This window comes from Streptomyces antnestii, assembly GCF_004005495.1.
In the GTDB taxonomy this organism is placed as follows: Bacteria; Actinomycetota; Actinomycetes; order Streptomycetales; family Streptomycetaceae; genus Streptomyces; species Streptomyces antnestii.
The window spans coordinates 126822-140277 of the sequence record NZ_RZYA01000014.1 but is presented as its reverse complement, the minus strand read 5'-3'; the positions used below and the strand labels follow the sequence as shown (position 1 = coordinate 140277).

Sequence of the window (13456 nt, the reverse complement as noted above, 5' to 3'; positions counted from 1 at the left end):
GTCCTTGAGTACGCAAGTACGCCAGGTGCGCAAGTACGCGAGTACGCGCGGTCAGGCGCCGACGAGGTGGCGGGGGCGGGGCGCGGGACCCGGGGCGGGGGCGGTCCCCCGGCCCGGGTGCCCGTCGGGATGGGCGAGCAGCCACTCCCACAGCTCCACCGGGTCCTCGGACTCCCGGGACTCGCCGCACCAGCACCAGCCGCGCAGCCGGTCCGTGCCGGGAATCCACACGATCCGGTGGACCGTGTCCCCGTCGAGCATCGTCGTGGGCTGCGGGCCCATCAGACGGCCGCCACGGACTCGGCCGCGCCGGCCTCGACGAGCCGCTTGAGGATGCGGCGGGCGGCCAGCCCACCGGTGTCGATGTTGATGCTGAGCTCCTGCGTCCCGTCCGGCTCGGAGGCGATGACCTGCTCCAGCTTGTTCAGGGCGACGACGTCCTGGAGGACGACGGTGCGGTTGCTGTCGTACAGGAAGTCGGAGACCTCCTGGTCGTCCAGGGCGAAGTCGCGGGCCACGGCCCAGAAGTCGTGGGTGCTGTGCTCGGTTTCGGGGGTGATGGCGTAGACGACCTCGACGTGGAAGGCGTCCGGGTCGCTGCCGTCCGCGCGGGGGCCGGGTGCGCCGACAGGGGCGATGCGCGAGTGCAGGAGGTACAGGCAGGGGGCGTGGTACTCGATGTCCTGCCAGCGCGTGATGCGGCCGGTGACGCCGGTGGACCTGGCGTAGAACGGCGGGCAGGCCGCGTCGTCCATGTGCCGGCTGACGTACACGACGCCCGCCTTCTCGTCGGCCTCGGTGGTGATGGGGGTCTCGGCGACCTCGGGGGTCCCGATGTAGCCCCCGTGCAGGTACGTCTCGTGGGACAGGTCGAGCAGGTTGTCGACGAGGAGCCCGTAGCGGGCCGCGAGCGGTTCCATGCCGCGGACGGTGGTGTAGTCGGGCGAGTCCAGCCAGGGGGCGCGGGGGATCAGGGCCTCGTCGGCCTTGTCCTTCTCGCCGATCCACACCCACACGAAGGAGTCCTGCTCCTTGACGGGGTAGGAGGTGAGCCGGGCGGTGCGGGGCACGCGCTTCTGGCCGGGCACGCTCACGCACACGCCGTCGGCGCCGTAGGTGAAGCCGTGGTAGCCGCAGACGACCGTGTCGCCGTCCAGCCGGCTCGGGTTCTCGGAGAGCGGGAAACGGCGGTGTACGCAGCGGTCCGCCATAGCGGTGACCTCGCCCGCCTCGGTGCGCCAGAAAAGGATCGACTCGCCGCAGACGGTGCGGCTGAACAGCTCCCGCCCGATCTCGCTGCCGTAGGCGGCCACGTACCACTGGTTGCGCGCGAATGACGTCGTCGTCATCGTCAACTCCCTTGCGTTCGGGTGGGCCCGACGCATCGACGGATTGCGGACTGGGGACTGGGGGTGATGGGTTTCGGATTGCGGGTTTACGGGTTTCGGATGCCGGTTGCCCCGAGGGGCCGGGGGTGGAACGCCGACGGTTTCCAGAGTGCTGCGGACACGGGCCTGCGAACAGGGCGCCTTCCGTTGAGCGGAAGGCCGAGGCGGGCCCCGTTCAGCGGGGCGGGCGGCCCATGCCGCCGCCCTCGACGGTGAGGATGTGCCCGGAGATCCAGCGTGCCTTGTCGCTGGCCAGGAACAGGGCCGCGTACGCCGGGTCCCAGGGCGTCCCCTCCGTGCCGAGGACGATGGCGCGGCGGCGGGCCTCACGGGCCTCGGCGGGGATGTTGCGGGCCGCCATCGACGACCAGATTGCCCCGATCTGCACGCAGTTGACGCGAATACCGCGCGGGCCGAGCGTGCTCGCCACGCCCTTGGTGAGGTTCTCCAGGCCGGCCTTGGCGACGCTGTAGACCATGCCGGGGCCGGGCCTCTGGGCACCCACGGAGGAGATGTTGACGATCGCGGACCCCTTCCCCATCACCGGCTCCGCGTGCCGGGTCATCAGCCAGGCGCTCTTGAGGTTGACGTCCATGAGGTGGTCCCAGTCGTCCGTGCCGACCTCGAAGAGACCGGACCGTTCGCCGGAGGCCACGTTGTTGACCAGGACGTCCAGGTGTCCGCCGAAGCGCTGGGCGCAGGCGGTGACGGCGCGTCGGCAGTCCTCGTCGCGGGTGGCGTCGGCGTCGACGCGGAAGGCCTCGCCGCCGTCCTTCCCGATCGCCTCGACGGTGCGGTCGGCGGCTTCCGGGTCGCGGTCCAGGACGGCGACGGCGGCCCCGTGCCGGGCGAAGACACGGGCGATCGCATGGCCGACGCCGCCCTCGGGTCCGGTGAGTCCGGCCCCGGTGACGAGGGCGCCGCGGCCGCGCAGCCACTGGCCGTCGCCGGCGGGGTCTGCGGCGGCGATCGGGTCGTCCGGGGCGTCGAAGTCGGCGGTCACCTGGCGGTCTCCTCATGTGTGTCGGTCCGGCCGAAGGTGTCGTCCGGGCCGGGGATGTCGTTTGAGTCAAGGGTGTCGTCCGGACCGAGCGGGTCGTTCGAGCCGGGGGTGTCGCTCGGGCCGAGGGTGACGTTCGAGCCGAGGCTGTCGTTCGGATACGTCACGTCGACGGACTCCGCGGGGATGCCGAGGGCCCGCTGCAGGATCTGCCGTAGGACGTCCTTGGGGACGAGGCAGTCGCCGCAGGTCCCGGCGTCGGCGGTGACGGTGACGTGCAGCCGGTCGCCGTCCTTGCGGGCGTCGAGGTGGAAGCCGTCGGCCTCCAGGGTGCGGCGGACCTGCGCCAGCGCGTCGGTGTCGAGCATGTCAGGCCTCCTCGAGGTGATTCGGGTCCGGTTCGCTGCGGACGACGGGGACGGCGCTGCCCGACCAGGCGCCGAAGACCCGGCCGACCATGGACATGGCGGCCCCGTGGGCGCCCGCCACGAGGACGGGGATCGACTCGGGCGAGGGCAGGAACCGTACGAACTCCTCGCCGCCGGGGGCGTCGGGGGCGGTTCCGGTGGCGTACCGCACGCCGTTGTCCTCGCCGACCCCGTCCTTGCCGGCGCGGCGCAGGTCGGCGACGGTGCGCCCGGCGTGCTCGTACAGCCACCGCTGCACGTCGCGGCGGCCGTACCCGGCGTCCGCGAGCATGCGGGCGTGGTCGGGGCCGAGAATGAGGGCGCAGGCGGTGTGCCGGAAGATGATCGAGCCGGTGGCGGACATGGCGTCGGCGAGGTCCCACAGGACCTGTTCGGGGTCGGCGGTGTGCCGGTTGTCGACGTAGGCGCAGGTGCGCAGGAGGGTGGCGGTGACGGCGTCGGGGGTGCCGACTCCGAGGCCGGTGCTCGCGGCGAGCGGCTCCCAGGGGCTGTCCTCCTCGTTCTCGCCGACGCACAGGGTCCAGCGGCCCGGGACGCCCTGGGTGGACTGCTCGAGTCCGTGGGGGCGCAGCCCGAAGGCGTTGCGGACCATGAGGCCGAGGGCGCGGGCGACGGTGGCGTTGGCACGGAAACCGGGGCCGAGGGCGCCGCCGGTGGAGTTGAAGCCGAGCTCCTTGCGGATGGGGCCGTTGACGACGATCAGCGGGGAGGGACCCGAGGTGGACTGCCAGGCCCCGCCGCGCGCGGCCCGCTCGAGCATGAGCGCGTCCCAGGCGGCGAGGACGACCGGGAAGTGGGCGGGTTCGCAGCCGGCCATGGCCGCGTTGACGGCGGCGAGTTCGACGGTGCAGGCCCGGCCGAGATGCTCCATGCGGCCGATGACCTCGGCCGGGTCGCGGGGCGTCGTGGCAAGGAAGCGGTCGACGAGGGCGGGGGTGACGGGGACGAGCGGCAGCCCGTCGGACCACTCGCGCGCGTAGCCGTATTCGACGGCCTGTTGGGCGTGGTCGGCGTCGAAGGAGACCTCGATGCGGGGAGTGCGGGAGGTGCCGGGGGTGTGTGGAGTACCGGGAGGGTGGGGGGTGCGGTTCACCGGGCGCCTCCGGTCGCGGCGGCGTGGGCCGGGGTGGCTGCGGTGTCCTGGCCGGTGCCGGTGCCGGTTCCTGTGGCGGCGGTGGCTGCGGCGCCCTCGTCGGTACCGGTGCCAGCAGCGGCGGTGGTGCCCTCGCCGGTGCCGACGCCCCCTTGAGTGTCGGTCACCGCGTCGCGGGCGGCCCCGGTCAGCCGGGCCACGATCGCCGGCAGGAGCTGCCGGGCGCGCTCCCGCACCTGGTCGGGGGTGAGGGAGGCCACGGGATGAGAGGTGGTCAGGTACGGGAAGTCGCCGTCCCCGATGAGTTCGGCCATGGCGTCCGCGCTGGCGGTGAACGCGTCGGAGCAGATCACGGCCGTGGGCACGCCGTGGCGTTCGAGGAGGATGCCGTCGGCGACGGCGGAGCCGCTGCACGAGCCGCAGTCGCCGACGCCGGTGATCACGGCGTCGCAGCCGTCGGCGAGCTCGTGGAGGAGGCCGTCGGGCAGGGGCACGGCGAAGTTCCGCTTGGTGTACGGCACGACGGTGGCGGCGTGGTGCTCGGCGGTCAGCAGGGCGCCGAGTTCCTGCAGCAGGAGGGCCGCGTTGTGCTTGGTGTTCTCCAGCAGTCCGATGTGGGCCCCGCGCAGCCGGACGGCCGTCGAACGCGGGGCGGGTCGGCCGTCGTCGGGCGCGGCCGGGGAACTGGCTCCGGTGGGGTCAAGGATGGTGCTCGGCACCAGTACCTCCCTGGTCGGGGCGGGATGCTCGCCGGATCAACTTCTCATCAATAAGCGACACTTGCTGTGACGAGCGTGCATCAATTCACCGCCAATTGATCGGCGGCGTCAAGGGGTACGCGGCAGTGGTTCGGGGCCTTCGGCCGACCGCCCGTGCCACATGCAGGCATGCCGCCCGTGCCGCGTGCGGGCATGCCGACGACCCGCCCGGCACGCGGCACGGGCGGGTCGGACGCGCGCGGTCTACAGTTTCGCCAGGTCCGCCACGGTGTGGTGCGTCGCGAGCCCCGCGAGCTCCGCGTCGTGCAGCGCGATGAGCTGGCGCACCCGGAACTCGGCGAGCGGTCCCAGCGCGTCGTACACCGCGACGAAGACGGCGCGGGCCGCCGCGAGCGGCCAGTGCGGCGGCAGCAGCTGGGGTGGCAGCGCCGGGTCGTGCGTCATCAACACCCTCCACTCGGTGATGAGTTCGGTGCGGGCACGCAGCGCTTCCGAGGGGCTGACGCCGCCGTCCTCGGCGCGCTTGCGCCACACGCCCCACCGCCGGGTGAACCGCTCGAAGGCCGCGGCCTGCGCGTCGAGGTCCCAGGCCGAGAGCGGATCACCCGCGGCCGGCGAGAGCGCGGAGGGTGTGCCGGTGAACAATGTCGCGGTGGCCACGCCCAGTTCGGAGAGGACGTCGCGCACCTCCTCCTCGCGCGCGTGCGGCGAGATCCACACGCCGTCGTAGAGGGGGGCGTAGCCGAGCCAGCGGAGTTGTTCGCGCAGGGTGTGGCGGACGGCGCGCTGCTGTTCGGGCACCGAGAACGCGACGAGCGACCACTGGCCGTCCCACGTGCGCGGCGCGCCGTCGGCGCCGAAGGCAGCGATGCGCCCGCCGGTGTCGGTGAAGTGGCCGAGGGAGCGGGCACTGAGCCGGTAGTACGTGCGGCGGCCGCGCTTCTCGACGTCGAGGAGGCCGCGGCGGGACTGCCGGCTCAGCGCGGCGCGCGCGCCGACCTCACTCACCCCGAACTCGGCGAGGAGGGCGACCAGCGCGGCGGACGGCAGCGCCTCGGGGCGGTCGAACCAGTAGTCGCCGAGCAGCATCATGAGCAGGCGCTGAGGGCCGCGGGCGCGTCCCGAGAGGTCGTCCGGGGGTACCTCCGGCTCCGCCGCGTCGTCAGGACCCGTGTCGAAAACGTCGCTGTCGGCTGTCTCGGTCATGGTCATAACGTAGCTGTCCTCCTCGTCCGGTCGGCGGGCCCGGAGCTCCTGGTGCCCGCGCGGCAGCGGGCTCTCTGATGCAGATCCCGCGGTCAGCGGCCCCGGATGCTCCCGGCCCCACACAATCAACTGCCGTCGGCGACGTGTACGAGGCGGGTCTTCATCTCGGACCGCCCGAGGGAGCCGGGCGGGACGAGCCGGACTGAAGTGGGCACGGTCAGACGGGACTTGACCAGCTGTTCCACCTCGGCGGCGAGGGTGGCGTCCGTGCCGTGCGTGCCCTGCTCCACCTCGATCCGCAGCGGCGGTTCGACGCGCGGTCCCGGGTGGTCGAGGAGCATCCGCAGGGCTCCGGTGGTGCGCGGGTGGAGGGCCTGGACGATGTCGCGTACCGCGGAGGGGAAGACGTTGACGCCGAGGACGATGAGCATGTCGTCGGTGCGTCCGACGCAGCGGATCAGCGGGGCGCCATCGGTGTCGCGGCCGGTGACGGTGACCCGGTCGCGGGTGCGGAAGCGGACCAGCGGGCAGCTTTGGCGGTTCAGGGAGGTGTAGACGAGTTCGCCGCTCGCGCCGGGCTCGGCGGGGACGATCTCGCCGGTGTCGGGGTCGATGAGCTCGACGAGCACGATGTCCTGGGCGGTCAGCCGCATCCCGCCGGTGCCCGGCGACTCGGCGAAGATGATCGGCGCCATGTCGGCGTTGCCGAGCCCCTCGGTGACGACCGCGCCCCAGTCCGCCTCGACCTGGGCGCGGAAGGCCGGCTCGCCGCCTCCCGGCTCCCCGCCCACGATGATCTTCCGCAGGCCGAACGCCCGCGGGTCGTGGCCGCGTTCGCGCAGGTAGTCGGCGAGATAACGGGCGTACGAGGGGGTGGAGTGCAGCGCGGTGACGTGCATCGACTGGAGGGCGAGCAGCGCCTTCTCGGAGGCGCCGGTACCGAGCGGGATCAGGGTGGCGCCGATCCGCTCGACGGCGTCGCGGACGGGCAGGCCGCCGACGAAGAGGGTCAGCCCGGAACCGTGGATGACGATGTCGTCGCGGGTGAGCCCTTGGGTGCGCAGGGCGTGCGCGACAGCCTCGGTCCAGCCCTCGGCGTCGGAGCGGGTGACGCCGACCCAACTGGGGCGCCCGGTGGTGCCGGTGGAGGCGTGCAGCCGGATGACGTCGGCCATGGGAGCGGCCGCGTGCTGGCCGAGGGGCGGCGCTCCGGCCTGGCTGTCGCGGAGCATCTGCTTCTCGGTGAAGGGCAGCCGGGTCAGGTCGGCGGCGGTGCGCACGGCTGCGGGATCGGCGCCGTGGCGTTCCCAGAGGCGGGCGTAGAACGGTGAGTGGGCGGTGACGTAGGCGAGTTGGGCGCGCAGGGCCGCGTCGGTGCGGTCGGCGGCGGACTCGGGGATGAAGCCGGGGACGGTCATGGACGGCAGGTCCTTCCTCGCTGCGGGCGGGCGGTCCGATCCCGGGACGGATGCCGGGGCACGCGCGGTCGGCCGGTTGGAGAGCTGTGGTCGGAGTCGCGGGGCGGGAGTCGCGGTCGGACAGGCAGCGGGCGGCGGTCACAGCGCTGCCTTCGGCTCAACGCCCGGCCGTGTCACCGTTCTCTCCAGCTCAACGCCCGGACGCTTCCTCGTCCGGGAACCTATGCACATTCATGACAGCCGTCAACATAAAAGCATGACGAGCTCATTGACATCCGTCAGAGAAAACGTCTTCCATAAGCGTGGCGCAGGACACACGCTCCGCTGCGTCAAGCCGCTCTCGTCCTCGTCGGCGCCCCAACCCCCGTACTGCGCCGACCCTTTCGCAGCACGACCCGTCCATGCGTGAGAAGGGACATCTCCCGTGCCGATCAGCCCTGCCCGCTCCAGCGGCAGTTCGGAGCTCGTCGACCTCGTCAACGCGCGCATCGACCGAATGCCCCGCTGGGGCCTGGCCCGCGTCGCGTTCGTGATCCTGGGGCTCGCCTACTTCATCGACATCTACGACGTCACCATCGTGGGCTACACCCTCACGGCCATGACCGGCCACTTCCACCTGAGCACCACCGAGGTGACGGTCATGCTCACCGGCAACGCCATCACGACCGCACTGGGCGCCATCCTCTTCGGCACCCTCGGCGACGTCCTCGGCCGCCGCCGCACCTACATCGTCGGCATGGCGGCGCTCGGCCTCACCGCGCTGCTGTGCGCGCTCGCCTGGAACGCGCCGTCCCTCGTGGTCTTCCGCGTCCTCTCCGGTTTCGCCACCGGTGGCGGCCTGGCCGTCTGCACCTCGTACGTCCAGGAGTTCTCCCCCGCCAAGCGCCGCGGCCGCTACGTCTCCATCACCGTGCTGGCCTCCAGCGTCGGCGGCCTGGGCGCGGCCCTGCTGTCCGGCTGGCTGGTCCCGCTGAGCGCCGACGGATGGCGCTGGGTCTACGGCGTCGGCGCGCTCGCCTTCGTCCTCCTCATCGGCGCCCACCGCCGCATCCTCCCCGAGTCGGCGCGCTGGCTCGCCCTGAAGGGCCGTACGGCCGAGGCGTCCGCGATCGTCGACGCGATGGAGGAGCGGCTGCGCCGGGCCGGAGAGACCCTCACCGTGCCGGTGGTCGAGGCGTCCGAGCAGGCCCCCGAGCGCTTCCCGATCCGTGCATTGCTGCGTCCTCCGTATCTGCAGCGGCTGCTGGTCGCGGCCGCCTTCTGGTTCGGTGTGCAGTGGTCGGTCCGCGCCACGCTGACCTTCCAGCCCAGCATCCTTTCCGAGTACGGCATGTCGCTGACCACGGTGACGAGCATCACGAGCGTCGGGCAGGTCCTGGGAATCTGCGGCTATCTGCTGATGCCGATGGTCGTCGACAGGGTCGAACGGCGCACGCTGATCGTGACGGGTCTGCTGATCGCGACGGCCAGCGCGGTGGTGATCGCGGTCGGGCACGGCAGCTTCCCCGCCTACCTGATCGCGGCCGGCATGCTGCACGGCTTCGCACCCCTGATCTTCGTGCCGGGGTACAACTACGCGGCCGAGATCTTCCCGACCTACGCCCGCACCACCGGCGCCTCGCTGGCCGGAGGCCTCGGGCAGGTGGGCGGCATCATGCAGTCGCTGGTGCTGGTCTCGGTGATCGCAGCCGTCGGTCCGGGCACCTCCCAGCTGCTGCTGGGCTCCGGCTACGCCTTCGGTGCGCTCATCGTCTTCATCCTCGCCATCCCCACCACCGGGCGGGCACTCAGTGCGATCAGCGCCGACCCCTCAGCCGCCCGCAGCACCTCCCCGGCCGACCAGAAGCCGACGGCCGCCGCCGAATCCTCCTGAGCCTTCCGAAGCCTTCCGAGCCTGAGGCCTTCCGGACCTGAAGCCTTCCGAGCCTGCTGAGCCGACCCTGGAGCTGACGCACATGACCACCGCACCCCAGGACTACGACTACATCGTCGTCGGAGCCGGATCGGCGGGCGCCACGCTCGCCGGACGGCTCAGCGAGACCACCGACGCACAGGTGCTGCTGCTGGAGGCCGGTCCCGACCGGCGCACCGCGACGCTCCCGGAGGCGTTCCGCACCGTACGGCTGAACATGGACCCGAAGTCCCACCCCGAGTTCTGGTGGCAGAACGTCACCACGATCCGCAACCCGGCCCAGGCCGAGGGCCCCTACGGCCGCGGCCGCGGCGTCGGCGGCACCTCCAACGTCAACGCGATGTTCGCGATCCGCGGGGTGCCCGACGACTACGACCACTGGGCCCGGCTGGGCGCCGAGGGCTGGTCGTACGACGACGTGCTGCCGTACTTCGTGCGGCTCGAGGACGAACTCGACCACCCGGACCGGCCCTACCACGGCACGGGCGGCCCGATCCCGGTCGGCCGCACCCCGCAGGACGGCTGGGGCCCGCTCGACCTGGCCTTCACCGAGGCCGCCCAGGACTTCGGGTACGTCTGGTGCGCCGACCACAACGCGCCCGGCACCACCGGCATCGGCCCGTTCGCCCTGAACATGCGCGACCACCGCCGGGTCACCACCGCCGACGGCTACCTGGAGCCCAACCGGGGCCGCCCCAACCTGACCGTCCGCGGCCACGCCCAGGTCGCCACCGTCACCCTGGACCCGGCCACCGTCCCCCACTCTCGACTTCGCTCGAGCGGGGGGACCCCCATCGCCCGCGGCGTGGTCCTGGTCGGCGGCGAGGAGATCCGGCTCGCGCCCGGCGGCGAGGTGGTGCTGTGCGCGGGCGCCGTGCACTCCCCCGCGCTCCTCATGCGGTCCGGCATCGGCCCGGCCGCGCACCTGGCCGCGCTCGGCATCGAGGTTCTCGCCGATCTGCCCGTCGGCCGGAACCTGCAGGACCACGGCATGCTGATGGTGCCGATCCCGACCCGCGCCGACCTGCCCACCGACCCCGACCGGCCGGTCACCAACTGCATCCTGCGGTACTCCTCCGGGCTCGGCGGCGCCGGCGAGAACGACATGTTCATGGTGCCCAACAACGGCATGTACGACAGCCAGGGCCGCTCCCAGGGCCGGGGCATGCTCGTCGCCCAGCAGGAGCAGGTCTTCTCCCGCGGCGAGCTGACGCTGCGTTCGGCGGATCCGCTCACCGAACCCCGTATCGAGCAGCGGGTGTTCACCGACCGGCGCGACTTCGTGCGGATGGAGCAGTCGCTGGAGCTCATGGCTCGGTTCGCCGCCCACAAGGCCGTCCGGGCCCTCCTCGACGGCCCGGTCGAGCTCCCCGGCTCCGCCGACATCCTGCGGACCGCCACCGACAACCGGCACCTGTCCGGCACCTGCCGGATGGGCGCACCCGGCGACCCGGCCACCGTGGTCGACCCGGACCTGAAGGTGCTGGGCACCAGCGGCCTGCGAGTCGTCGACGCGTCGATCTTCCCGGACACCCCGCGCGCCAACCCGCACCTGTCCGTGGTCATGTCCGCGGAGCACGCGGCCGCCCGCATCACCGGCGCCCACGCCCCTGCCCGCAGGGCCACCCTCGCCACCGAAGGAGCACGATGACCACCACCGCGCCCGCCCCGCTCGACATCCCCGCACTGCTGTCCGACGGCACCCACCTCATCGGCGGCGAGTGGGTCCCGGCCCGCAGCAAGTCCACCCTCGACGTGGTGAACCCGGCCACCGGCGAGGTACTGGCCCGGGTCCCGCGCGGAGGCGCCGAGGACATCGACGACGCCGTACACGCCGCCGAGGCGGCCCTGCCGGCCTGGCGCGACACGAGCCCCTCCCGCCGCGCCGACCTGCTCTTCCGCTGGGCGCAGCTGATCCGCGAACACGAGGCGCAACTCGAGCAGTTGGAGGCCACCGAGGTCGGCCGCCCGGTCGGCCCCTCCCCGCTCGCCCCGCAGCTGACCTTCTTCGCCGGCCAGGCCGACAAGGTTCAGGGCCACACCCTGCCCTCGCACACCCCCGACGTCCTGGGGCTGACCCTGCGCGAGCCGTACGGCGTGGTCGGCATCATCATCCCCTGGAACGCGCCGGGCCCGATGACCGTCTTCAACGTCGGCCCTGCGATCGCCGCCGGGAACACCGTCGTCCTCAAGCCCGCCGAGGACGCCCCGCTCACGCCCCTGTACCTCGCCCGGCTCGCCCTGGAGGCGGGCATTCCACCGGGGGTGCTCAACGTCGTCACCGGGTACGGGAGGGAGGCCGGCGCCGCGCTGCCCGCCCACCCCGGGATCCGCCGGGTCAGCTTCACCGGCTCACCCGTCACCGGCTCGGCGGTGATGGAGGCCTGCGCCCGCAGTCTCGTGCCGCTCCACCTGGAGCTGGGCGGCAAGTCCCCGCAGATCGTGCTGGAGGACGCCGACCTCACCCGGGCCGTGCCGACGATCGTGCGCACCATCACCATGAACGGCGGCCAGGTGTGCGCCGCCGGTTCGCGAGTGCTGGTCGCCCCCTCCATGCACGACCGGCTGGTCGAGGCGCTCGCCGACGGATTCCGCTCGGTGCGGGTCGGCCCGTGGCACCAGCCGGTCGACATGGGCCCGCTGATCAGCGCCCGGCAGGAGCAGCGCGTGCTGGACTATCTCCGGATCGGCCGGGAGGAGGGCGCCGAGGTCGTGGTCGGCGGCGGCAAGCTGACCGGCGAGCCGTACGACGGCGGCTACTTCGTCGAGCCGACCGTCTTCGACCGGGTGCGCCCGGAGATGCTCATCGCCCAGGAGGAGATCTTCGGTCCGGTGCTGTCGGTGCTGACGTACGAGGACGAGGAGGAGGCCGTCTCCGTCGCCAACGGCACCCGCTACGGGCTGACGGCCACCGTCTGGACCCGGGACGTCGGCCGCGCGGTGCGGCTGGCCCGCCGGGTCGAGGCCGGACAGGTCTCCATCAACACGTTCGGTTCCGGCGGGCCCGTCGGCGCGATCGGTGCGCCCTTCGGCGGCTACAAGCACAGCGGCTTCGGTCGCTCCATGGGCGCCGACGCCGTCGAGGACTGGACGCAGGTCAAGGCCGTCGTCATCAACGCGGGGAACTGAAGGAGGCTGAGGGGAGATGAGCAGCGTGACACCGAACACCGTACGCGCGGCCGTGCAGACCGGGCCCGGCGCGATCGAGTTCCGTGACCTGCCCCGCCCGCGCACCGGCGCCGACGACGGGCTGCTGCGCATCGAGGCCAACGGCCTGTGCGGCAGCGACCTGGAGACCTTCCACGGGCGCGTGCCGATGCGCGGCGGCTACCCCGTCGTACCCGGGCACGAGCCGCTCGGGATCATCGAGGAGATCGGCGACGCGGCGGCCGAACGCTGGGGCGTGCAGGCGGGCGACCGGGTCGCACTGGAGGTCCTCGTCCCGTGCCGGGCCTGCCGGCTGTGCCTGTCGGGCCAGTACATGTCATGCAGGAACCGCAGGGCCACCCACGGCTACACGCCCCTCGACCGGGAACCGGGACTGTGGGGCGGTCTGGCCGAGTACGTCTATCTGCACCCGAACGTCGTCCTGCACAAGGTGAGCAGCGCACTGCCGCCCGAGATCGCGGTGATGTACAACCCGCTGGGCGCGGGGGTGCGCTGGACCGCGCACCTGGGGCAGGTCGGACTCGGTGACACCGTCCTCATCCTGGGCGCGGGGCAGCGCGGCATCATGGCCGCCGCCGCGGCGAAGGCGGCCGGCGCGGCCACGGTCATCGTGACGGGCCTCGCCGCGGACGCGCACAAGCTGGCGCTGGCCCGGGAGTTCGGCGCCGACCACACGATCGTCGTCGACAAGGAGAACGCTGAAGACACAGTCGCACGGGTCACCGAGATCACCGACGGCGAACTGGCCGACGTCGTCCTGGAGATGACCCCGATGGCCGCCCAGCCGCTGGACGACGCGCTGCGCGCCGCCCGGCACGGCGGCCGGATCGTCGTCGCCGGCCTCAAGGGCGGCACCAAGATCCCGCTGGACTCCGACCTGGTCGTCAACAAGGCGCTCACCCTGGTCGGGGCGTACGGGGTCGACTCGCGCGGCTACGCGGAGGCCATCCGGATCCTCGAGTCCGGCCGCTTCCCGTTCGCCAAGCTCCACACGCACACGTTCGAACTGGCCGACACCGTCAAGGCGCTGGACACGCTCGCCGGGGAGATCCCCGGCGAGCGGGCCGTTCACGTCGCGGTCCGCCCGGCCGGCTGACGCCCGTGCGTGGCCCGTGGACACCGTG

Annotated in this window: 12 protein-coding genes; 4 read left to right on the top strand and 8 right to left on the bottom strand. The window is 72.6% G+C overall.

Going from position 1 to position 13456, the window contains the following annotated elements; translation table 11 throughout:
* Nucleotides 1–51 precede the first annotated feature (51 nt).
* The 8 genes from EOT10_RS26545 to EOT10_RS26510 form a co-directional block, all read right to left on the bottom strand.
* Nucleotides 52–282, bottom strand: coding sequence for a hypothetical protein (locus tag EOT10_RS26545; RefSeq protein WP_127830857.1), 231 nt, complete (start codon nucleotides 280–282; stop codon nucleotides 52–54).
* On the bottom strand, nucleotides 282–1349 hold the full coding sequence (locus tag EOT10_RS26540) for an aromatic ring-hydroxylating oxygenase subunit alpha (RefSeq protein WP_127830856.1): 1068 nt from the start codon (nucleotides 1347–1349) through the stop codon (nucleotides 282–284). The genes EOT10_RS26545 and EOT10_RS26540 overlap by 1 nt, the downstream gene beginning before the upstream one ends.
* A 214-nt stretch (nucleotides 1350–1563) precedes the next feature.
* Nucleotides 1564–2391 (bottom strand): SDR family NAD(P)-dependent oxidoreductase, encoded by an 828-nt coding sequence (locus EOT10_RS26535; protein WP_223281212.1) that lies wholly within the window; start codon nucleotides 2389–2391, stop codon nucleotides 1564–1566.
* Nucleotides 2388–2756, bottom strand: coding sequence for a hypothetical protein (locus EOT10_RS26530; RefSeq protein WP_127830855.1), 369 nt, complete (start codon nucleotides 2754–2756; stop codon nucleotides 2388–2390). Before EOT10_RS26530 ends, EOT10_RS26535 begins: the two co-directional genes overlap by 4 nt.
* Before the next feature lies 1 nt (nucleotide 2757).
* A complete protein-coding gene (locus tag EOT10_RS26525; protein ID WP_223281211.1) occupies nucleotides 2758–3909 on the bottom strand; it encodes a hypothetical protein in 1152 nt (383 codons plus the stop codon).
* Nucleotides 3906–4628: a UGSC family (seleno)protein gene (locus EOT10_RS42650; RefSeq protein WP_127830854.1), complete on the bottom strand. Its 723-nt coding sequence runs from the start codon at nucleotides 4626–4628 to the stop codon at nucleotides 3906–3908. The genes EOT10_RS26525 and EOT10_RS42650 overlap by 4 nt, the downstream gene beginning before the upstream one ends.
* A gap of 243 nt (nucleotides 4629–4871) precedes the next feature.
* Nucleotides 4872–5834, bottom strand: coding sequence for a PaaX family transcriptional regulator (locus tag EOT10_RS26515; RefSeq protein ID WP_189492104.1), 963 nt, complete (start codon nucleotides 5832–5834; stop codon nucleotides 4872–4874).
* 125 nt (nucleotides 5835–5959) lie between these two features.
* On the bottom strand, nucleotides 5960–7252 hold the full coding sequence (locus EOT10_RS26510; protein WP_127830852.1) for a phenylacetate--CoA ligase family protein: 1293 nt from the start codon (nucleotides 7250–7252) through the stop codon (nucleotides 5960–5962).
* 424 nt (nucleotides 7253–7676) lie between these two features.
* On the opposite strand from EOT10_RS26510, the gene EOT10_RS26505 reads away from it, so the two are divergent.
* From EOT10_RS26505 to EOT10_RS26490, 4 genes are all read left to right on the top strand, one after another.
* On the top strand, nucleotides 7677–9125 hold the full coding sequence (locus EOT10_RS26505) for an MFS transporter (protein ID WP_223281210.1): 1449 nt from the start codon (nucleotides 7677–7679) through the stop codon (nucleotides 9123–9125).
* 82 nt (nucleotides 9126–9207) lie between these two features.
* Nucleotides 9208–10815, top strand: a complete 1608-nt coding sequence (locus EOT10_RS26500; protein WP_127830851.1) for a GMC family oxidoreductase — start codon at nucleotides 9208–9210, stop codon at nucleotides 10813–10815.
* Nucleotides 10812–12293, top strand: coding sequence for an aldehyde dehydrogenase family protein (locus EOT10_RS26495; protein ID WP_127830850.1), 1482 nt, complete (start codon nucleotides 10812–10814; stop codon nucleotides 12291–12293). Before EOT10_RS26500 ends, EOT10_RS26495 begins: the two co-directional genes overlap by 4 nt.
* A gap of 16 nt (nucleotides 12294–12309) precedes the next feature.
* Entirely contained in the window at nucleotides 12310–13428 is a 1119-nt protein-coding gene (locus EOT10_RS26490; protein WP_127830849.1) for a zinc-dependent alcohol dehydrogenase, read from the top strand.
* The last annotated feature ends 28 nt before the right edge of the window (nucleotides 13429–13456 follow it).